At 68.7% G+C, this 19,452-nt stretch carries 14 protein-coding genes; 7 read left to right on the top strand and 7 right to left on the bottom strand.

Annotation, left to right across the window (positions count from 1 at the left end; translation table 11 throughout):
- Window positions 1-13 precede the first annotated feature (13 nt).
- Window positions 14-2,923, top strand: coding sequence for a bifunctional diguanylate cyclase/phosphodiesterase (locus ACSION_RS13200; RefSeq protein ID WP_435306263.1), 2,910 nt, complete (start codon window positions 14-16; stop codon window positions 2,921-2,923).
- Window positions 2,924-2,980: 57 nt separating this feature from the next.
- On the opposite strand, the gene ACSION_RS13195 is transcribed toward ACSION_RS13200, so the two are convergent.
- Both ACSION_RS13195 and xseA read right to left on the bottom strand, forming a co-directional pair.
- Entirely contained in the window at window positions 2,981-4,801 is a 1,821-nt protein-coding gene (locus ACSION_RS13195; RefSeq protein WP_435306262.1) for a vWA domain-containing protein, read from the bottom strand.
- Between the two features lie 87 nt (window positions 4,802-4,888).
- Window positions 4,889-6,250, bottom strand: coding sequence for an exodeoxyribonuclease VII large subunit (gene xseA / locus ACSION_RS13190; RefSeq protein ID WP_435306711.1), 1,362 nt, complete (start codon window positions 6,248-6,250; stop codon window positions 4,889-4,891).
- 88 nt (window positions 6,251-6,338) lie between these two features.
- Between xseA and ACSION_RS13185 the strand changes: the two genes are divergently transcribed.
- Complete coding sequence (locus tag ACSION_RS13185; protein ID WP_435306261.1) at window positions 6,339-7,646, top strand: hypothetical protein; 1,308 nt, start codon at window positions 6,339-6,341, stop codon at window positions 7,644-7,646.
- Between the two features lie 42 nt (window positions 7,647-7,688).
- Window positions 7,689-8,375, top strand: a complete 687-nt coding sequence (locus ACSION_RS13180; RefSeq protein WP_435306260.1) for a hypothetical protein — start codon at window positions 7,689-7,691, stop codon at window positions 8,373-8,375.
- Window positions 8,376-8,378: 3 nt separating this feature from the next.
- On the opposite strand, the gene ACSION_RS13175 is transcribed toward ACSION_RS13180, so the two are convergent.
- Together ACSION_RS13175 and ACSION_RS13170 are read right to left on the bottom strand one after the other, a co-directional pair.
- Window positions 8,379-8,933 carry a response regulator transcription factor gene (locus tag ACSION_RS13175; RefSeq protein ID WP_435306259.1) on the bottom strand — a complete coding sequence of 185 codons (555 nt, stop codon included), beginning with the start codon at window positions 8,931-8,933 and terminating at the stop codon, window positions 8,379-8,381.
- Window positions 8,934-8,946: 13 nt separating this feature from the next.
- On the bottom strand, window positions 8,947-10,182 hold the full coding sequence (locus ACSION_RS13170) for an ATP-binding protein (protein WP_435306258.1): 1,236 nt from the start codon (window positions 10,180-10,182) through the stop codon (window positions 8,947-8,949).
- An 83-nt stretch (window positions 10,183-10,265) separates the two neighbouring features.
- Here ACSION_RS13170 and ispG point away from each other — a divergent pair, with 83 nt between their 5' ends.
- The gene (gene ispG, locus ACSION_RS13165; protein ID WP_435306257.1) at window positions 10,266-11,531 is read left to right on the top strand and encodes a flavodoxin-dependent (E)-4-hydroxy-3-methylbut-2-enyl-diphosphate synthase; all 1,266 of its coding nucleotides are present in this window, start codon (window positions 10,266-10,268) and stop codon (window positions 11,529-11,531) included.
- Between the two features lie 4 nt (window positions 11,532-11,535).
- A complete protein-coding gene (locus ACSION_RS13160) occupies window positions 11,536-12,210 on the top strand; it encodes a phosphatase PAP2 family protein (RefSeq protein ID WP_435306710.1) in 675 nt (224 codons plus the stop codon).
- Window positions 12,211-12,298: 88 nt separating this feature from the next.
- Here the strand turns inward: ACSION_RS13160 and ACSION_RS13155 are convergent, their stop codons facing one another.
- Together ACSION_RS13155 and ACSION_RS13150 are read right to left on the bottom strand one after the other, a co-directional pair.
- The gene (locus ACSION_RS13155; protein ID WP_435306256.1) at window positions 12,299-12,904 is read right to left on the bottom strand and encodes a hypothetical protein; all 606 of its coding nucleotides are present in this window, start codon (window positions 12,902-12,904) and stop codon (window positions 12,299-12,301) included.
- Between the two features lie 54 nt (window positions 12,905-12,958).
- Window positions 12,959-14,374, bottom strand: coding sequence for a pectin acetylesterase-family hydrolase (locus ACSION_RS13150; RefSeq protein ID WP_435306255.1), 1,416 nt, complete (start codon window positions 14,372-14,374; stop codon window positions 12,959-12,961).
- A gap of 386 nt (window positions 14,375-14,760) precedes the next feature.
- On the opposite strand from ACSION_RS13150, the gene ACSION_RS13145 reads away from it, so the two are divergent.
- On the top strand, window positions 14,761-15,702 hold the full coding sequence (locus ACSION_RS13145; RefSeq protein ID WP_435306709.1) for a DedA family protein/thiosulfate sulfurtransferase GlpE: 942 nt from the start codon (window positions 14,761-14,763) through the stop codon (window positions 15,700-15,702).
- Between the two features lie 13 nt (window positions 15,703-15,715).
- Here ACSION_RS13145 and ACSION_RS13140 read toward each other — a convergent pair whose 3' ends face one another.
- Window positions 15,716-16,612 carry a diguanylate cyclase gene (locus tag ACSION_RS13140; protein WP_435306254.1) on the bottom strand — a complete coding sequence of 299 codons (897 nt, stop codon included), beginning with the start codon at window positions 16,610-16,612 and terminating at the stop codon, window positions 15,716-15,718.
- Between the two features lie 95 nt (window positions 16,613-16,707).
- Between ACSION_RS13140 and ACSION_RS13135 the strand changes: the two genes are divergently transcribed.
- On the top strand, window positions 16,708-19,449 hold the full coding sequence (locus tag ACSION_RS13135) for a tetratricopeptide repeat protein (protein WP_435306253.1): 2,742 nt from the start codon (window positions 16,708-16,710) through the stop codon (window positions 19,447-19,449).
- The last annotated feature ends 3 nt before the right edge of the window (window positions 19,450-19,452 follow it).

Raw genomic sequence — 19,452 nt, 5'->3', positions numbered from 1 at the left:
TCGGGACACGGTCATGCCTACGCCATCGATCAGCGCAGACAATCCGGCCAGCACGCCCGCGTCGCCCGCTGAGCGGATCGCGTCGATCCTGCGTGGGCTGCTGCCGGCAGGCGCGGAGTTGGCGGTCTGCTGGCGGGACTGGGCGCTGGGCAACGGAGCCGGCGCCACACCGGGTGCCTCCGCCATGCTCCGGCGGCGCGCCGAACACGCGCTGGCCGAGGCGATCGTCGAACACGACGGTCCCGACCTGCGCGTGCACGCCTGGGACAACGCCGACGGCAACGCACGGGTCGCTCTCGCCGTGGCGTTACCGGCTCCGCTGTCGATGGTCGAGGAAGAATCCTGGCTCCTGCTCGCCCGCACCTTGCTGGTGACCACGCTGGATGCGTCGCGCGCGCAGGCGCGCATCGTCTCGCTGGAGAAATCCAAGCGCCTGCAGCAGGCGCTGTACGAGATCGCCGATCTGGCGGGCGCGGACCTCGAGATGCCGGAGATGCTCCGCCGCATCCACGCGGTCGTGAATTCGCTGATGTATGCGGAGAACTGCTACATCGTCCTTTACGACGACCAGCGCCGCACGGTCCGCTTCCTTTACTTCGCGGACCAGCGCGACCCGTACATCGCCGAGCCCGAGCGCGAGTTCGGAGAAGAAGAGATGGCCAACAGCATGACCTTCGCGCTGCTGCGCCATGGGCAGCCGCTGCGTGGCCCCTCGGCGGTGATCCGGCAGAAGCTGGGCGTCGTCCGCGATCCGTCGCACGGTCCCGACAGCCTGGACTGGCTGGGCGTGCCGATGCGGCGCGAAGACCGCGTCTGCGGCGCCATCGTCGTGCAGAGCTATGACACGCCTGCCAGTTACGCCGATGAAGACCGCGCGCTGCTCGGCTACGTGGCCCAGCACATCCTGACCGCGCTGGACCGCAAGCATGCCCACGTGGAGCTGGAGCACCGCGTGGCGGTCCGCACCCACGAACTGCAGCGCGCCAATCGCGAACTGCAAGCGGAGATCATGGAGCGCAAGCGGGCGGAGAAACTGCAGCGCGCGCTGTTCCGCATCACCGAACTGGCGATCACTTCCGACAGCCTGGAGCGCTTCTACGCCGACGTGCACGTGGTGGTGGACGAGCTCATCAATGCCCGCAACTTCTACATCGCGCTGGTCTCGGAAGATGGTGAAGAGCTCAACTTCCCGTACTCCATCGACGAACGCGACCCGATGCGCAAGGCGCGACGGATGACCAATGGCCTGACGGAGTATGTCGTCGCCACCGGCCGCCCGCTGCTCGCGGACCGCGAAGTGATCGGGCAGCTCGCCGAGGCGGGCAAGGTGCTGCAACACGGGCCGCCTGCGCACAGCTGGCTGGGCGTACCGCTGTTCCGCGGCGAGGATGTCGTCGGTACGGTGGTGGTGCAGAGTTACTCGGACGAAGTGAAATTCACGTCGCACGACCAGAACCTGCTGACCTTCGTCGCCCACCACATCGGCAACGGCCTGGACCGCCAGCTGACGCAGGATCGACTGCGCAGTGCGCACGCGGACCTGGAACGACGGGTGGAAGAACGCACGCGCGAGCTCAACGAAGCCAATCACCAGTTGCGCGGACAGATCAGCGAACGCCTGCGCGCCGAACAGCAGCTCACCTATCAGGCCACGCACGATGCGCTGACCGGCCTGCCGAACCGTCCGCACCTGCTCGACCGCCTGTCGGCCGCGATCGAACGCGCCCGCCACGGCGACGGGCAGGCCTTCGCGGTGCTGTTCCTCGACCTGGACCGCTTCAAGCTCGTCAACGACAGCATGGGGCATGCGGCAGGCGATGAGCTGCTGGTCGAAGTCGCCCGCCGCATCACCATGAGCGTGCGCGGCGACGACGTGGTCGCGCGGCTCGGCGGCGACGAGTTCGCCCTGCTGGTCGAGTACGCCGACGGCGTGGAGAACGTGCGCGATTTTGCCCAGCGCCTGCTCGCGGTGCTGGGTCGGCCGATGTGGGTGGCAGGGCGCGAACTGTTCCCGTCCGCCAGCCTGGGCATCGCGCTCTGGCATCCCCGCTACCGCAATGGCGAGGAACTGCTGCGCGACGCGGACGCGGCGATGTACCGCGCGAAGGAGCAGGGGCGCGACCGCTCCGCGCTGTTCGACGAGGCGATGCGCGAAGCCGCGATGCAGAGCCTGGACCTGGAAGCCGACTTGCGGCGCGCCATCAACAATCGCGATTTCCTGCCGTTCTACCAGCCGATCCGCCGCATGGACGATGGTCGCGTGATTGGGCACGAAGCGCTGCTGCGCTGGCAGCACGAGCGTCGTGGCCTGCTGCTGCCCGCGGAATTCATCGGGCTGGGCGAGGACAGCGGACTGATCGAACAGGTCGACTGGCTGCTTTACGAACAAGTCGTGCGGCAGATCGCGCGTGGCGTGGAGGGCTACATCTCGGTCAACGTGTCGCCGCGGCATTTCCGTTCTCCGGATTTCGCCGACCGCCTGCTGGCCATGTTCGAGGCGCAGGGCGCCGACCCGTCGCAATTGCGACTGGAGATCACGGAGGTCGCGCTGCTCGATGACGCGCCCCGGACGTTGCGCATCCTGCGCACGCTGCGCCAGCACGGCATCCTTGCGCAACTGGACGACTTCGGCACCGGCTTTTCGGCGCTGTCGTACCTGCATCGCTTCCCCATCTCGGTGCTCAAGATCGACCGCAGTTTCGTCTCCGGGCTGGGCAACGAAGCGCGGCCCGAAAGCCTGGCCCTGGTGCGCGCGATCCTTGCACTGGCCGGCACCCTGGGCATCGAGACGATTGCCGAGGGCGTGGAAACCGAAGAGCAGCGCCAGTCCCTGGTGGAACTGGGCTGCCATCTGGGGCAGGGCTACCTGCTGGGCCGGCCGGCGGCCAGCCTGGACCAGGCCACCACGATCGACGCGGCCTGATCGGCCGCGCATCCAAGTTGCGGAGCGGCGTCCCTGCCGCATCCGCATCGACCACGATCACTCGCCCGCAATCGCCGGCGCATCCGTCTGCGCAGCGACAAGGCGATGCGCCTGGTCGATCATGCCGACGAACTCGGCCTTCAGTCCGTAGGGATCGCGCCCCGTCGCCGCGCGGGCAGTGCGTGCCACGTCGTTCCATGCCCAGCCGTCGATGCGTTGGCCGCCGCGCAGCAGGTCGGCATACGCGGCCACGGCGGTGGCGAAGCGAAAGGCATCGGTGGGTTGCGTCGTCAGTGAATCGCGTGCGATCGGCGCTTCGATCAGGCGACTGGCGTCCTGGCCCGGCAGTTTGTAGCGCAGGCGCAGATGGGCAACCTCACCGGTGGCCGCGTCGGCTGCCACGGTCTTGCCGCCATAACGCAGCGCCGGCAGGCGATCCGCACCGGAACCGACCGGGGTGATTTCGTACAGGGCCGTCACCTCGTGGCCTGCACCGATATCGCCGGCGTCCACCTTGTCGTTGGCAAAGTCCTCGTTCGCCAGCACGCGGTTTTCGTACCCGATCAGGCGGTACTCGGCGACGACGGCGGGATTGAACTCCACCTGGATCTTCACGTCGCGCGCGATGGTCAGCAAGGTGGACTGCATCTCTTCGACCAGCACCTTGCGGCCTTCCTGCAGCGTGTCGATGTAGGCATGGTTGCCATCGCCGACGTCGGCCAGCTTCTCGGCCAGCGCATCGTTGTAGTTGCCGGTGCCGAAACCCAGCGTGGTCAGCGCGATGCCCGACTTGCGCTGGTCTGCCACCATCGTTTCCAGCGCGTCCTGACTGATGGTGCCGACATTGAAGTCGCCATCGGTCGCCAGGATGACGCGATTGACGCCATTGGGCACGTAGGCCTGCTTGGCCATCGCGTACGCCAGGCGGATGCCATCGCCACCGTTGGTGCTGCCGCCGGCCTGGAGGCGGTCCAGCGCGGCGAGGATCTCGTCGTGGCGATCGCCCGGCGTGGGCGGCAGCACCAGGCCGGCAGAACCGGCATAGACCACGATGCTGACGCGGTCCTGCGCACGCAGTTGCGGCACCAACTGGGCGAAGGACTGCTTCAGCAGCGGCAGCTTGTCCGGGGATTCCATCGAGCCGGAGGTGTCGAGCAGGAAGACCAGGTTCGATGCCGGCAGCGTCGCCTTCGGTACGTCATAGCCCTTGATGCCGACCATCAGCACCTGGCGTTTGGCGTTCCACGGCGCCGGCGCCAGTTCGGTGGTCACGTGGAACGGGCGGCTGCGGTCCGTGGGCGCGGCATGGCCGTAGCGGAAGTAGTTGATGAACTCTTCTGCGCGGACCGCGTCGGCGGGCGGCCGCTGGCCATCGCGCAACATGCGGCGCACATTGCTGTAGCTGCCGGTGTCCACATCGACGGAGAAGGTCGAGACCGGCTCGTCCAGCGTGCGCCGCACGGGATTGTCGTCGCGTTCGGCGTACTTCTCGGTATTGGCGGGTTGCGCCTGCGGATAAGCGGCCGCGCCACCGATGACATTGGCCTGGAGGTAGCCGACCGAGGCAGGGGCGGGCGGGGGCGGAGGTGCATAGGCATAGGCCGGCGGGGCGGCCACGGCGGCCTTTTCCTGGCGCGAAAGGCGTGCGCCGGTGACGACGACGCTATCGAGCGTCGCGCGCTCGCGGCGCTCGGCGTCCGAGCTCGCGACGGCAGCGGCTGCCGCGGCGTCCGCCGCCGCTTCGGCGACCACGGCCTCCGTTGGCGGTGAGGGGGTGTCCGTTTTCCCGGCGGGAACCTGCTGCGCGGTGGGGTTCGAGTTGCAGCCGGCGAGGATGGCGACGGCGAGCAGGGTGAAGGTCAGGCGGCGGTGCGACATGGCGTGACTCCGTGGTGGGTACGGAAGGTCGAACGCCCGGGGTTTAGGAGTGGGGTTAACCGGGGACTGCGCGTGCCCTCGCGGCGATCACGGGTCTTTCGAAGTGGGCGTCGCGTGCGTCGAGACCACCTGCAGCGACACATGGCCATCGGCAAGGCGCGCGGATACCTGGTCGCCGGCCTGCACCTGGGCCACCGTTCGTACCAGGGTTCCGTCTTCCTTCGTCACCAGCGCATACCCGCGTGCGACGGTAGCGAGGGGGCTGACGGCTTCCAGCGAGCGGGCGAGGGCGCGCAGGCGCAGGGCGTCGCGTTGCAGCGTGCGCGCCACCAGCGCTTGCGGACGCGGCGCGAGGGCCAGCAGGCGTGCACGCAGTTGTTCGAGGCGCCGCTGCGGGGCGTGCGCGCGCAGGATCGCCTCGGCGTGGCGCAGACTCGCCAGGTGGCGGGCACGGCGCGCCTGCCACAGCGCATGCAGGCGTCGCACGGCGGCATCCTGGCGTTGGCCGAGCATCGCCAAACGCGCTTGCGGACGTTGTGCGTTCAAGCGCAGCGCCGCGCGATCGGCGCGTTGCATCGCGTTGCGCAGGCGATGGGCCTGCGTGCTCGCCAGTCGGCTGTGCAGCATCCGCACGCGTGCGAGCAGGTCGCGGCGGTCCGGCACCAGCAATTCGGCGGCGACCGACGGCGTAGGCGCGCGCAGGTCGGCGGCGAAGTCGGCCAGGCTGAAGTCGGTCTCATGGCCGACGGCGGACACCACCGGCACCGGCGAAGCCGCGATCGCGCGCGCCAGGCGTTCGTCGTTGAAGGCCCACAGGTCTTCCAGGGAACCGCCGCCGCGCGTCACCAGCAGTACGTCATAGCGGCCGCTGCGTCCCGCGCGCTGCAGCATCTCGACGATCTGCGCCGCGGCGGTTTCGCCTTGCACCTGCACGGGCAGTACGTCGACCTCCAGCAAGGGGTAGCGTCGCTGCAGGACGCTCAGGACGTCGCGCACGGCCGCGCCGGTCGGCGACGTAAGCACGGCAAGGCGCCGCACATGCGCGGGTAGCAGGCGCTTCCGATCGGCATCGAACAGACCCTCGGCGGTGAGCTTCGCCTTCAATTCCTCGAACGCGCGCCGCAACGCGCCCTCGCCGGCCTCTTCCATGTGGTCGACGACCAACTGGTAGTCGCCGCGCGCTTCGTACAGCGTCAGCCGTCCGCGCGCGAGTACGCGCAGGCCTTCGCGCGGCGCGAACTTCAACCACTGGCTCTTCGGTTTGAACATGGCGCACTTCACTTGGGCGCGCGCGTCCTTCAGGGTGAAGTACAGGTGCCCCGACGCCGGCCGCGTGACGTTCCCCAGCTCGCCTTCCACCCAGATCAGCGGGAAGGTGTCTTCCAGCAGATTGCGCGCGAGCGCGTTCAGCTGGCTGGGCGTAAGGATGTCGCGGGCCGTGTCCGTCATGCCGCAAGGATAAACGCTGGCCGTCGATGCCGCCGCCCATGCGGAATCCATGATGGAATGGCGGTCTCCTGTCGCCCGGAACCGCTGCATGCCGATGCCTCTTCGTTCGTCCGGATGGCGTTGCTGGGTGGCGCCGTGGCTGATGGCCCTGATCGTCGCCGGGTGTACGCCCGCGGATGCGCCCGTTGCGACCACGCCGTCCGCGTCGCAAGGCACCGTGCATGCCTGGTCGCTGCCGGTGGCGGCGGGCGCCGCGCAGCCGGATCTCGTGGCGACGCCGGAGGGTGGGCTGTTGCTGAGCTGGCTCGAACCCGCCGAGGGAACGCAGCACCGCTTCCGGGTCAGTCGATGGGATGCGATGGCGCATCAGGGCGCCTGGTCATCGCCGGCAACGATCGCCGAAGGCGATGATCTCTTCCGCAACTGGGCCGACACGCCGCATGTGTTCGCGTTGCAGGACGGCTCGCTGTGGGCGCATTGGTTGCGCCGCACCGGCCCCGATCCGATGGACTACGGCATCGCATTGGTGAGGTCGGAAACGGGCGGAAGCGCCTGGAGCGCGCCTGGGCTGGTGCATCCGCCGACGCGTGGCGACCATGGATTCGTGACGTTCTGGCCGCATGCGCGCGATCGCTTGGGCATTGCCTGGCTGGACAGCCGCCAGAAGGCGGCGGCGGGGCATGCGGGGCACGACGACGGCGGACACGATCATGGGGGAGGCGCGCCCATGATGCTGCGCGCTGCGCTGTACGACGCCAATGCGCAGCAACAAGCCGAATGGGCGCTCGATACGTCCACCTGCGACTGTTGCACGACCTCGTCCGCCGTGACCGATCGCGGCACCGTTGTGGTTTACAGAGGTCGCACGACGGGCGAGATCCGCGACACCCGCCTCGTCCGTTTTGACGGAACCGCGTGGACGCCGCCGCGCGACGTCCATGCCGACGGCTGGGAGATCGCGGGGTGTCCGGTGAACGGCCCGATGGTCGTGGCCGAGGGGTCGTCGGTCTGGGTGGCCTGGTACACCGAAGCCGACGGCATGCCGGAGGTACGCGCGGCGCGGTCGCAGGATGCAGGCGATACGTTCGGTGCACCCGTCACGCTCGCGAAGGGGCCGCAGGTGCTGGGCCGCCTCGGGCTGGCGCGCGGCGACGGACATCTGTTCGTCAGTTGGCTGGAGGAGGGCGATGGCGCGGACCAGCGCCTCGTCCTGGGTCGCTATGACGAGTCCTGGAAGCAGGCGCAGCGTACCTACGTTGCCACGCTCGCAGCACGCGGACGCGCCAGCGGCATTCCGCGCCTGCAATGGGCGCACGGCGCGGCCTGGCTGGTGTGGACCGATGTGGCGGACGCGGCGCCGCACCTGCGCGGCGCGCGCGTCGCCTTTGCGCGCTGACGCGTCCGCTATGCTGCCGTAGGCATTCCGGAGGAGATATCCATGCGCGGTCTGGATTTCAGTTCGTGGCAGGGCCTGCTCACCACGCTAGCGGGATTGGCGTTGATCACGCTGATCGGCGTCGGCATCCGCCTGCTCGTCATGCAGACGGTGCAGGAGCGGCGTGCGCGCGAGAACCGCCAGATCAACGAGCGTCTGCGCACGCTGATCGCCGCCTACAAGACGCTGGGCGGCTCGTTCACCGGTGACCTGGAAGTCGATCCCACCCATCTGCGCGAGCTGCGCCAACGCGTGCGCGACGAGGGCGGTGAGGACGACACCGGGAGCGACCGTGGTCGTCGCATCCGCGATGCGGTCGAAGCGGCCTTGTCCGACATCATCCTGCTGGGCACCGACGAACAGGTGCGGCTGGCGGCGCAGGCCGCCACCGATCTCGCCGCGGGGAAACCCATCCACACGCATGCGCTGGTGGTCTCGCTGCGCGATTTCATCCGCAGCGTGCTCGACCTTGAGCCCGTTCCCACCGGCCTCGCCATTCCCCGGCAAGGGCCGGCGCGACCCGTGGCCACCAAGGGCAAAGGCGAGGGCGGCAAAGGCGAGGATCGACAGGGCGGCGGGGCGCGCGCCGGTGGCGGTGCGGGCGGCATGGGCGCGGGCATGGGTGCCGGCGCCGGCATGGGGCTTGGTGCAGGCCTGGCGGCGGATCCGGACCGCGATCCGCCCGGCTGACGATTACTCGTCGATCCAGCGGCGCTCGGGGCCTGGCCGCTTGGCCAGCTTGCGCTGCAGTGAGCGGCGGTGCATGCCCAGCAGGCGCGCAGCGGCGGAGATGTTGCCTTCGGTTTCGGCGAGCGCCTGCTGGATGTGCTCCCACTCCAGCCGGCTGAGTGGCGTCATGGTGTCTTCGGCCGCATCGGCATCGTCCAGCGATGTGGTGGGCGCTTCCAGTCCCAGCGCACGCAGGATGGTCGGCACCGTGGCCGGCTTGGGCAGGTAGTCGTCGGCACCGCGCTTGATCGATTCCACGGCGGTGGCCACGCTGGCGTAGCCGGTGACCAGCAGGATCTGCATGTCGGCGCGGATGCCGCGCAGCGGTTCGATCAGAGCCAGCCCGGAATCGCTGCCGAGCTTCAGGTCGACCAGGGCGAAATCCGGGTGGAATTCGCGCGCCCGCGCCAGCGCGCTCGGCGCATCCAGCGCAATCTGGGTCTCGATGCCCTTGCGCGCCAGGCTGCGCTGCAGCGTGCGGGCATAGAGTTCGTCGTCGTCGACCAGCAGGCCTTTCATCCGGAACCTCGCGTCAGGGTGTTTCGTCGTGGCCTGCCACGGGCAGGCGGAATTGCACCTGCACGCCCTTGGGCGGCACGGCGCGCATGGTCATGCGCCCGCCCAGCCGCTCGATCGTGGCATGCGACAGGGCCAGGCCCACGCCCATGCCCTCGGGCTTGCTGGTGCGGAAGAGTTGCTCGGCCTGGAACGGTAGCGCTTCATGGAAGCCATTGCCGTAATCGCGCACGGTGCCGACCAGTTCGTCGCCTTCGCAGCGCAGATCCAGGTCTACCCGTTGCGAACCGGCCTGGCGGCTGGCGTCGGCGGCATTGTTCAACAGCGCCTGCAGCAGGTGGCCGGTGGAGGCGTCGGTTGCCAGCCAGGGCGGCAAGGCACCGGTGCGCTGCAGTTCCACCGTAGGGCGGATCAGTTGCCAGCGCTGCACCACGTCGTCCAGGTCCACGCGCTGGTGCACGCCCATGTCGGCCGAGGCGGCGAGTGCACGCACGCGGTCGCGGCACAGGTCGATCAGCTGGCGCATCGTGCCGGCGTCCTCGCGGATCTCGGGTTCGCTCGCGTGTTCGCGGATGTCTTCGGTCAGCAGCGTCATCGTCGCCAACGGCGTGTTGAGCTCGTGCGCGACGGCGGCGGCGTGCGTGGCGAGCGCGACGATGCCCTCGTTGCGCGCGAAGCGTTCGCGCAGGCGCGCGAGTTCCTGTTCGCGCAGGCGTAGCGCGGCGACCAGGCGCGTGGAGAAGTACAGCACCACGCCGGCCGAAAGCACGAAATTCACCGCCATGCCCCAGAGGTGCACGTTGAAGTTGTTGCCGTGCAGGTGCGGCAGCGGCCGGCCGAAGACCGCGGTCAGGATGTAGCCCAGCAGGCAGGCCACGCCGGTGGCCAACACCCAGCGCAGCGGCAGGGCCAGCGCGGAGACCGCGATCAGCAGCAGGAACATCGAGCTGAACGGATTGCCGATGCCGCCGCTCCAGGCCACCAGCCAGGACAGCACGGCGACGTCCACCAGCATGTGGGCGAAGGCCTCGGCCGGTGTTTCCTCGCCGGGGCGGTGGCTGCGCCACGTGGCATAGACGTTGAACAGCGCCAGGGCTGCGATGCCGCCCCACAACGGCCAACGGGGCAGGGCGATGCCCAACGGCCCCAATGCCACGAGCACCGTGACCGCCTGGCCCACGATCGCCACCCAGCGCAGGTTGCACAGGGTGCGCAGGAACGACGGCGTGGTGGTCAGCAGGGTATTCGGCATCGGTACATGCTAGAGCAAGCTCGCGCACGTGGCCTGCGGCATGACGTCGCAGGCCGGTGGGGTGCCCACGCTACAATGGCGGCATGCACGACGCCGTCACCCGCCCCACGCCCCCCACCGACGCCGCGCCCTGGCCGCGCCGCATCACCCAGGCCGTCCAGATCGGCAACGCCGTCGTCGGCGGCGGCCGCCCGGTGGTGGTGCAGTCGATGACCAACACCGACACGGCCGACATCGCCGGCAGCGTGAAGCAGGTCGCCGAACTCTGGCGCGCCGGTTCGGAGATGGTCCGGCTGACCGTCAACAATCCCGAGTCCGCCGCCGCCATCCCGCGCATCCGCGAAAAGCTCGAGATGATGGGCATCTCGGTGCCGCTGATCGGCGACTTCCACTACAACGGCCACCAGCTGCTGGCGGGCGAGCCGGCCTGTGCGGAAGCGTTGGCCAAGTACCGCATCAATCCGGGCAATGTCGGCTTCGGCAAGAAGAAGGACACCCAGTTCGCCCAGCTGATCGAGTTCGCGATCCGCTACGGCAAGCCGGTCCGCATCGGTGCCAACTGGGGCTCGCTGGACCAGGCGCTCGCGGCGCAGCTGATGGACGAGAACCACACGCGCGAAGTCCCGTGGGACGCTGGCCGCGTACTGCGCGAGGCGCTGATCCGCTCGGCGGTGGATTCGGCCGAACGCGCCGTCGAGATTGGCCTGCCGCGCGACCGCATCGTGCTGTCGGCCAAGGTCAGCGGCGTGCAGGAGCTGATCGCGGTATACCGCGACATGGCGGCGCGCACCGATTTCGCGCTGCACCTGGGCCTGACCGAAGCCGGCATCGGCAGCAAGGGCATCGTGGCGTCGAGCGCCGCGCTGGCCGTGCTGCTGCAGGAAGGCATCGGCGACACCATCCGCATTTCGCTGACGCCGGAACCCGGCCAGTCGCGCACGCAGGAAGTGATCGTTGCGCAGGAACTGCTGCAGACCACCGGGCTGCGTGCCTTCACGCCCATGGTCACCGCGTGTCCCGGTTGCGGCCGCACCACGTCCGAGTTTTTCCAGGAACTCGCCAAGGTCGTGCAGGAGCATGTGCGCGGCAAGATGCCGGAGTGGAAGGTCACGCATCCGGGCGCCGAGAACATGACCCTCGCCGTGATGGGCTGCGTGGTGAACGGGCCAGGCGAATCGCGCCACGCCAACATCGGCATTTCGTTGCCGGGCACGGGCGAGGCGCCGGCCGCGCCGGTGTTCGTCGACGGCGAGAAGAAGGTCACGCTGCGTGGCGAAAACATCGCCCACGAGTTCGTCGCCCTGATCGACGATTACGTCGAGGCCAAGTACGCGCGTGTCACCGGCTGACAGGCTGGCACAGGGCGGACGCTTTATCGCCCGCCTGCTGCGCGAGCATGGCGGCCGCCTGGTCCTGCTGTTCCTGTGCCTGCTGGCGCCGCTGTGGCTGTTCGTCGAACTCGCTGACGAAGTCCACGAGCTGGAAGTCTTCTATTTCGACGATCCGCTGCTGTGGCGCGCGCACGCGCTCGCCGGACCCGCGCTGGACCGCTTCTTCGTCTTCATGTCGGCAATCGGCTACCAGTGGGGCGTGGTGCCGGTCGACATCGCGCTGACGGTCGGCCTGCTGGTCGCGCGGCGCTGGCGTGAGGCCACGTTCGCCGGTGCCTCGTTCGCGGGATCGGCGCTGCTGAACCTGGCGACGAAGCAGTTCTTCCAGCGCGACCGGCCCACCCTGTGGGAATCCATCGCGCCCGAGCACACCTTCAGTTTCCCCAGCGGCCATGCGATGGGATCGGCGACGTTGGCGATGGTGGTGGCGCTGCTCTGCTGGCATACGCGCTGGCGTTGGCTGGCGGTGGCACTGGCGGTGCTGTTCGCGTTGACGGTGGGTGCGTCGCGTATCTACCTGGGCGTGCACTATCCATCCGACATCCTCGGCGGCTGGGCCGCGGGCATCGCATGGGTGTCTGGCGTCTATCTGGTGCTCTACCGCATCCGCGAGCGGCCGTGGCAGGTTCGAGGCTAGGGTTTTTGTGGGAGCGACGTAAGTCGCGATAGATCACCTGCAGCGCTTCATCGCGACTTACGTCGCTCCCACATCCCTCTTCATGGATCTACGGCGCGTAAGCGCGTTCGCGCTCCTCCTGCAGCCGCTGCCGCAGGTACTGGTCGCGGGTGAGTCCGGCCGGGATCGAGGTCATCGCCATCACCTCACTGACGACCTGTGCCTCGCGCGTCTTGTAGGCCTGGAAGCGGGGATCGCTGCGCTGCTGAGCCGCGAACGCGGCCATGCGTTGGTCGGCATGGGTGCGATAGCGGTCGGCGATCGCGGCGACTTCTTCGACTTGTCTAGCGGGATCCTCCACCGTCGCCTTGACCAGCGCGGTGCGGAGCAGGACGGCTTCGCCCGCCGATAGCCCTCCACGGCTTTCGTAGTGATCGATCTGGCGCGACAACGCCTCGGCCCGTTCGCTGCGTTCCACCGGACGCAGGGACGATGCGCGGGCTAAGAAATCCTTCGCGTCGGCTTCGAAGCGCTCGCGTTCCCGATGCTCCTTTGCCTGCGGTGTCGCCTGCAGGCCGGCTACAGCCAGCGATGCGGACGGCGTCGCGTCCGCCGCGGCAGGCGAGGGCGGTGAGCGCGTGGCGTGCGATTGCCACCACAGCGCACCTCCGGCTGCGGTGGCGAGAACCAGGGCCCAGGCGAGCGGGTATTTCATGCGTTCCTCCGGGTCGCATGGGCCGCCGCAGAGCGACGGCCCACGACGGCCCCTTTAACCCAGTAGTTGGTCGATCAACCAGTAGAGCGGGTTGAACGGCTTGGCCTTGTCCGCCTTGTCGTCCTGCTCGCTGGCATCGATCACCTTGCCCTGCCCATCGAGCACGCTGTCGATGAAGTGTTTCAGCTCCAGGTTCTGCGCCTGCACGTCGGCGTTCTTGAAGTCGACGATCGTGGTGCAGTGGCTCTCGTTGAGCGCGCGGTACTGCGGGAAATAGCCGCCGAAGTTGTTCAGCGTGTTCAGACGGTCGCGCAGACGTGCCGTGTCGGTGTTCCAGCGTGCGTGGATGCGCGCTTCCTTGGTCGCCTGGTCGGGCGCGTTGGCAATGTCGGGATAGAAGCGCTCGTACGAGTACGAGGAATAGTTGAGGTCCTTCCAGAAGTGCGTATGGCCGAGGCGGTCGCTCGCGTACTTGCTGGACAGCGCCGGGTACAGGCTGCCGAGCTCGTTGAGGTCGAACTGCGGCAGGCCGCTGGCGAGGTAGGGCAGCGGACCGTTCGGCTGGTCCAGGCCCCAGGCGCTGCGGATCAGCGCCATCAACGGTTGCGACGGGTAGTCCACCGGATTGCCGTTCTTCAGGGTCGGGAAGATCGGGCCGGAATCGTCGATCAGGAAGCTGCGCGTGGGCGCGAGGTCGCGACGCAGCGGGTGGTAGCTGGTCAGGCTGCCGGCGCCGCCAGCGCTGCAGCCGGTGGACAACATCTGCGTCGGCCGCGGCAGGTTGTCCTTCAGCCAACTCACTACCGCGCGCACGTTGCGGGCGCCGTTGTGGTGCCACACGAGCGGCGCGGCCTGGCCGCTGGGGTCGGCGTACACCGCCACGCGGTCGCCGCTGTAGATGTCGCCGGTGCAGTAGGGCACGTAGACCATGTTCCAACCCTGCGTCTTCACCGCATCGAACGGGCTGACGCGGGTGACGAACGGGCTGACCAGGCTGGCGCCCGGATTCAGCAGGCTCATGTAGTCGTCGGGAATGCCGTTGGGATTGCGCGCGCCGCGGATGCCGCTCTGACCCGTGCAGCTGGCGTAGTCCCAGCACGCGCCGCCGCCTTCCATGTAGATGATGGTGTTGCGCGTATCGGCCACGCGGTTGACGAAGAACTTGAACGGCGAGCCGTCGCCGCACACCGCGCCGGTGGAGGGCGCCAACTGGATGGTCTGCCACGCGTCGTAGCGGCCGGGCTGGAAGCCGTCGTTGAAGCCGGACGGATTCGACAGAAGCGGATAGTTGCCGGTGCGCTGCGCGGCGGTGACCTTGTTGTCGGCCTTGGGCGGCGACACCAGGTTCACCAGGGTTTGCCAGAAGCTGTAATCGCCTTCTTCGGCTTTCAGAGGCGCCGCCACCATCAGGGTGAGGCCGGCGGTGGCCAGGATGAGGGGCAGGCGGGCGGGTCGTACGGGTGCAACCATGATCGGATCCTCCGGCGAGAGTCTGTGGACGTTCAACGGGATGGACTGCCTTGGCGTGCGGCACGCGTGGGGGCGGCGACCGTACAGCGGCGGATGGTCGGCCCGTACGCCGGCGGAGGGATTAAGTCGGTGTGAGGGACGCGGGTTTGGCTGCGCATGCCCCCTGCATTGGCCGGAATGCCCCCCTTCCGGCGCGTTCGGTGGCCCCTGGCCGCGGCCCCGGATCATGCAGCGCAGCAGGGCCGGCGCGCGGGCCGGTGGTAGAGGCGTGCGCGATCTTGCCGGGCAACGGATCGTTGCAAAGCCACGCCTTGCCGATGACGCGTACGAGGTCGAACATGCCGAACCACGGCGCGGAAGGCGCCGTGGACTCCCCGGGGATCGCAATGCAGGAACTGATCGACCGCTACGGCGTGCTGCTGGTGTTCGCCAACGTGCTGGCGTTGTCGCTCGGCCTGCCCGTGCCTGCGATGCCCACCCTGATCCTGGTCGGCGCCGGCCTGGCGCTGCATGCCGATCCGCTGTGGCTTCCGTTGGCCGGTGCGCTCGGCGTGTCGGTGCTGGCCTCGCTGATCGGCGACAGCATGTGGTTCTATGCCGGTCGCCGCTACGGCAACCGCACGCTGCAGTCGCTGTGCCGGTTGTCGCTGTCGCGCGACACCTGCATGAAGCGCACCGAACGATTCTACGGACGCTTCGGCATCCGCATCCTGTCGGTGGCGAAGTTCATTCCCGGACTGTCGATGGTCTCCGTGCCACTGGCCGGCGCGATGCAGGCGGGATTGCCGCGCTTCCTGCGCTACGACGGCCTGGGGGCCGCGTTGTGGGCCGCACTGGGACTGGGGCTGGGCGTGTTGTTCGCCGACCAGGTGGAGCGCGTCATCGACGCGTTGTCGCAACTGGGCACGGGGGCGGTCGGCCTGATCATCGCCGCGCTGGTCGCCTACGTCGGCTGGCGGTGGTGGCGTCGGCGCACGTTGCTGAAGTCGCTGGAGTCCGCCCGCATCGATCCAGCGGCGCTCGATGCGCTGGTGCGCGACGGCAAGTCGCCCGTGGTGTTCGATATCCGCGCGCCCGGCTTCCGCGATGTGGATCCCTACGTCATTCCCGGCGCGATCTTCGCCGACGAACGCCAGCTCGACGGCATCCTCGCGACCTATCCACACGAGGGGAAGATCGTCATCTACTGCGCCTGCCCGGACGAGGTGTCAGCGGCCTGGATGGCGGGGCGCCTGCGTACGGCGGGTTTCCGCGACGTGCTGCCGCTACGCGGTGGCATCGACGCGTGGCGGGCAGCGGGATACGGCGTGGAGCGGCTGGGCGGCTGAGCCGGCTTGCCCGTCAGGGCTCGATGCAGACCCGGTTGCGGCCTTCGCTCTTGGCGCGGTACAGCGCGGCATCGGCCGCCGCCATCATCCGGCTGCAGGTATCGCGCTCGGGTGTCAGCGAGGCAACGCCGATGCTCACGGTGATGCGCTGCGCTTCGCCGCCAGGCCGGAACACCACCGCTTCCACCGCTTCGCGCAGGCGCTCGGCGAAGCCGTAGGCGGCTTCCGGTCCGCATTCCGGCAGCAGTACCGCGAACTCCTCGCCGCCGATGCGCGCAGCAGCATCGTCGTTGCGCACGTGCCGGCGCACCAGCCCCGCGATCTGCTTCAGCACATGGTCGCCGGAAATGTGGCCGTAGCGGTCGTTGATCGGCTTGAACAGGTCGACGTCGATGATGCACATCGTCAACGCGCGGTGGTGGCGCATCGCACGTGCGATCTCCTTCTCCACCGTCTCGATGAAATGCCGGCGGTTGTACATCTCCGTCAGCGCATCGTGGGTGGCCAGTTGGTAGATCTCTTCGTGGTAGTGCGCTTCCACGCTGCTGTGGCTGATGAACTTCAGGATGCTTTCGCCCAGCGTCAGGTGATCGCCGTCGGACAACGCGGCTTCCTGCACGGGTGCATCGTTCAAGCGCGTGGTGTTGGTGGCGCCGAGGTCGCGGACGCGGTAGGTCTCGCCATCGCGCCAGATTTCGCAATGCAGGCGCGACACGCTGTTGTGCGGGATATGCAGGTCGGCCTCCTGCGAACGGCCCACGACCACGCGCTGGTCGCCGATGTCCGCGCGCCGGCCCAGGCCCTCGCCCTGGATCACCACCACGCAGGCGGAGCGGGGCGACAGCGGGCGCGGGCCGTCGCTGAGGACGGTCCGGAGCGTGGTATGCTGGTCTTGGGGGTCCCGGGACATGCGAGCGCGGAAGGCGGATGCGTCCGGAAGTGTACCGGATCGGCCGGCGGCGACAGGCTTCCAGTACCATGGCGGCGCCCACCGGGGATAGTGGCATGACATCGCATCCGTACGACGACCTCGCGCCCACCGAGCAGCTCGCCACGCGCCTGCAGGACGCACCCACCGCGCCCGACGGCACGCTCGCACCCGGCGCGCGGCTGGGCCGCTATCGCATCGAAGGCCTGCTTGGCCGCGGCGGCATGGGCGAGGTCTATCGCGCCGCGCAACTCGAGCCGGTCCGCCGCGAGGTCGCATTGAAGCTGCTGCGCGCGCAGAAGCTCCAGGCGCGCCACCTGGCCCATTTCGAAGTCGAGCGGCAGGTGCTGGCGCAGATGCGCCACCCCGCCATCGCGCAGATCTACGACGCCGGCGCCACCGAGGAAGGCTTTCCGTTCTTCGCGATGGAGCTGATCGAAGGCAGCCCGATCACGCGCTACTGCCGCGAACAGCGGCTGTCGCTGGACGAACGCGTGGGGTTGTTCATCCGCGTCTGCGAAGGCGTGCAGCACGCCCACCACAAGGGCGTGGTCCACCGCGACCTGAAGCCGGGCAACCTGCTGGTCGACACGCTCGATGGCCGGCCCGTGCCGAAGATCATCGATTTCGGTATCGCGATGGCGGCCTCGCTGGCGGGCGACGCGGCGCTCGAGCGTGCCGGCACACCCGAGTACATGAGCCCGGAACAGGCGCATGGCGACGCGCACCAGGTGGACACGCGCAGCGACGTCTATTCGCTGGGCGTGGTGCTTTACGAACTGATTACCGGTGTGCGCCCGGATGCGGTCGGCGAGACCTGGGCGGCGGATACGCCCACCGCCGTGGCGCCTTCCTCGCGCTTGGCGGCATTGCCGGCGGAGCAGGCGCGCCAGTTCGCCGACGAACGCCAGCTGTCGCCGGCCGGCATGCGCGACCGCCTGCGTGGCGATCTAGACTGGATCGTGCTCAAGGCGATGCAGCACGATCGCGAGGCGCGCTACGGTTCGGTCGCCGCGCTGGCGGACGACCTCCAGCGCTATCTCGATGACCGCGTGGTGCATGCCGTACCGCCTAGCCGAGCGTACGCGGCGCGCAAGTTCCTGCGCCGCCATCGCACGGCGGCGGCCGCCGCCGCGGTGGTGTTGCTCGCGCTGTTCGGTGGCCTGGGGCTTTCGCTGTACGGCCTGCAGCAGGCGCGCGCGCAGCGTGCGGTGGCCGAATCGCGCAGCGCGGAACTGGAGAAGGTTGCCGCCTTCCAGCAGTCGATGCTGGAAGGCATCGACATCGAGACGATGGGGGTCGGCTTGTCCGAAGGGCTGGTCCGCCAGGTGGCGAGCGTGGATCCGGGCGCCTCGTCCATGTTCGGTGCGACGCTGGCCAAGGCGAGCACCGGCGACCTGGCGCGCGACCTGGTGGACCGCCAGTTGCTCGCCAATGCCGAGGCGGCCATCGCCCGCGATTTCGCCGACCAGCCCGACGTGGCCGCCAGCCTGCGTGAATCGGTCGCACGCGTGTATGCCGCCATCGGACGTTACGACAAGGCGGCCGAGCATTTCGGTCAGGTCGCCGAACACCGCGCGGTTGCGTTGGGCGAGGGTGCGCCGGAAACGCTGCGCGCACGCAACGAACAGGTGCAGGCCCTGCTGGAAGGGGCGCACATCGACCAGGCCGAAACCGTGTTGCAGAAGGCGCTGCCGCGCGCGTTTGCGCTGCCGGTGAACGACCGCGTGCGGGTCAAGCTGGAACTGGCGCAGGCGCAGGTGATCTCTGCACGCGGCGATCGCCCGCGCGCCAAGGGCGTCGTGCAGGCCGTACAGGAACGCTTGCTCGCCAGCGTCGGCGAGCGCGATCCCGCCACGCTGGAGGCCACCAACAACCTCGCCGCCGTGCAGCGCAACCTGGGCGAACTGCCCGAGGCGCGCGCCAACATGGAGAAAGTGGTGGCGCTGCGGACCGCGACGCTGGGGCCGGACGACGACGAAACCCTGTCCGCGATGGGCAACCTGGCCGTCCTGCGCATCATGAATCGCGAAAAGGAGGCGGCGATCGCGATGCAGCGCGACCTCACCACGCGCTACACCACCAAGCTGGGAAGCGAACATCCCATCACCCTGCAGGCGCGCAGCACGCTGGCCACGATGATGATCGATGGCGGCGACAAGAAGGCGGTGAAGGCCGCAGTTCCGGCGCTGCAGGAGGTGCTGGCCGCGCGCGAGCGCGTTCTCGGCCATGACCATCCGCAGACGGTGCGCACTCGCCTGAATCTGGCGACCGCCTACGCGAGACTTGACGATTTCGCCGCGGCGCTGCCGTTGGAAGAGCAGGTCATCACCGCGCGCAGCCGTACCCAGGGCGCCGCGCATCCGGACACGCTGTCGATCCTGATCAACCATGCCGGCACGCTGCTCAATGCCGGCCAGCCGGAGGCGGCGCTGCGCCTGCTGGGCGATGTGCAGCCGCTGGCGTTGAAGACGTTGGGCGAGAAACACCCGCAGGCGCAGATCACGATGGTCATCCGTGCCGAAGCGCTGCGCGTGCTGGGCCGTATTCCCGAGGCGGTGCCGGAATACCAACGGCTGTTCGAGCTGCGCCGGCGCGTTCTGGGTGAAACCGATCTGGAAACGCGCATCGCGGCCTGGAACCTGATCGATACCTACGGCGAACTGGGGCGCAAGGCGGAGGCCGAGCCGCTGTACCGCCAGTACGTCGCACCGCTGCTGGCGGCGGATCCGAAGACCCTGAGCGATGACGATGCCGATTTCGTGCGGCTCTATCGCGAAGGCAAACGGCCGGGCAAGCAACCTCTCAAGCGAGGCTGACGG

Origin of the sequence: Pseudoxanthomonas sp. LjRoot125, assembly GCF_964252705.1 — a bacterium.
Classification (GTDB): domain Bacteria; phylum Pseudomonadota; class Gammaproteobacteria; order Xanthomonadales; family Xanthomonadaceae; genus Pseudoxanthomonas_A.
Note: the sequence above shows the minus strand (reverse complement) of the source record. Positions and strands in the feature narration are given on the sequence as shown.

Excerpts from the sequence above, each read along its gene's own strand:
- ACSION_RS13140 (WP_435306254.1), bottom strand. The coding sequence starts at position 16,612 with ATGTCCCGGGACCCCCAAGACCAGCATACCACGCTCCGGACCGTCCTC.
- ACSION_RS13170 (WP_435306258.1), bottom strand. The coding sequence starts at position 10,182 with ATGCCGAATACCCTGCTGACCACCACGCCGTCGTTCCTGCGCACCCTG.
- ACSION_RS13180 (WP_435306260.1), top strand. The coding sequence starts at position 7,689 with ATGCGCGGTCTGGATTTCAGTTCGTGGCAGGGCCTGCTCACCACGCTA.
- ACSION_RS13185 (WP_435306261.1), top strand. The coding sequence starts at position 6,339 with ATGCCGATGCCTCTTCGTTCGTCCGGATGGCGTTGCTGGGTGGCGCCG.
- ACSION_RS13135 (WP_435306253.1), top strand. The coding sequence starts at position 16,708 with ATGACATCGCATCCGTACGACGACCTCGCGCCCACCGAGCAGCTCGCC.
- ACSION_RS13155 (WP_435306256.1), bottom strand. The coding sequence starts at position 12,904 with ATGAAATACCCGCTCGCCTGGGCCCTGGTTCTCGCCACCGCAGCCGGA.
- ACSION_RS13145 (WP_435306709.1), top strand. The coding sequence starts at position 14,761 with ATGCAGGAACTGATCGACCGCTACGGCGTGCTGCTGGTGTTCGCCAAC.
- ispG (WP_435306257.1), top strand. The coding sequence starts at position 10,266 with ATGCACGACGCCGTCACCCGCCCCACGCCCCCCACCGACGCCGCGCCC.
- ACSION_RS13195 (WP_435306262.1), bottom strand. The coding sequence starts at position 4,801 with ATGTCGCACCGCCGCCTGACCTTCACCCTGCTCGCCGTCGCCATCCTC.
- xseA (WP_435306711.1), bottom strand. The coding sequence starts at position 6,250 with ATGACGGACACGGCCCGCGACATCCTTACGCCCAGCCAGCTGAACGCG.
- ACSION_RS13175 (WP_435306259.1), bottom strand. The coding sequence starts at position 8,933 with ATGAAAGGCCTGCTGGTCGACGACGACGAACTCTATGCCCGCACGCTG.
- ACSION_RS13150 (WP_435306255.1), bottom strand. The coding sequence starts at position 14,374 with ATGGTTGCACCCGTACGACCCGCCCGCCTGCCCCTCATCCTGGCCACC.
- ACSION_RS13200 (WP_435306263.1), top strand. The coding sequence starts at position 14 with ATGCCTACGCCATCGATCAGCGCAGACAATCCGGCCAGCACGCCCGCG.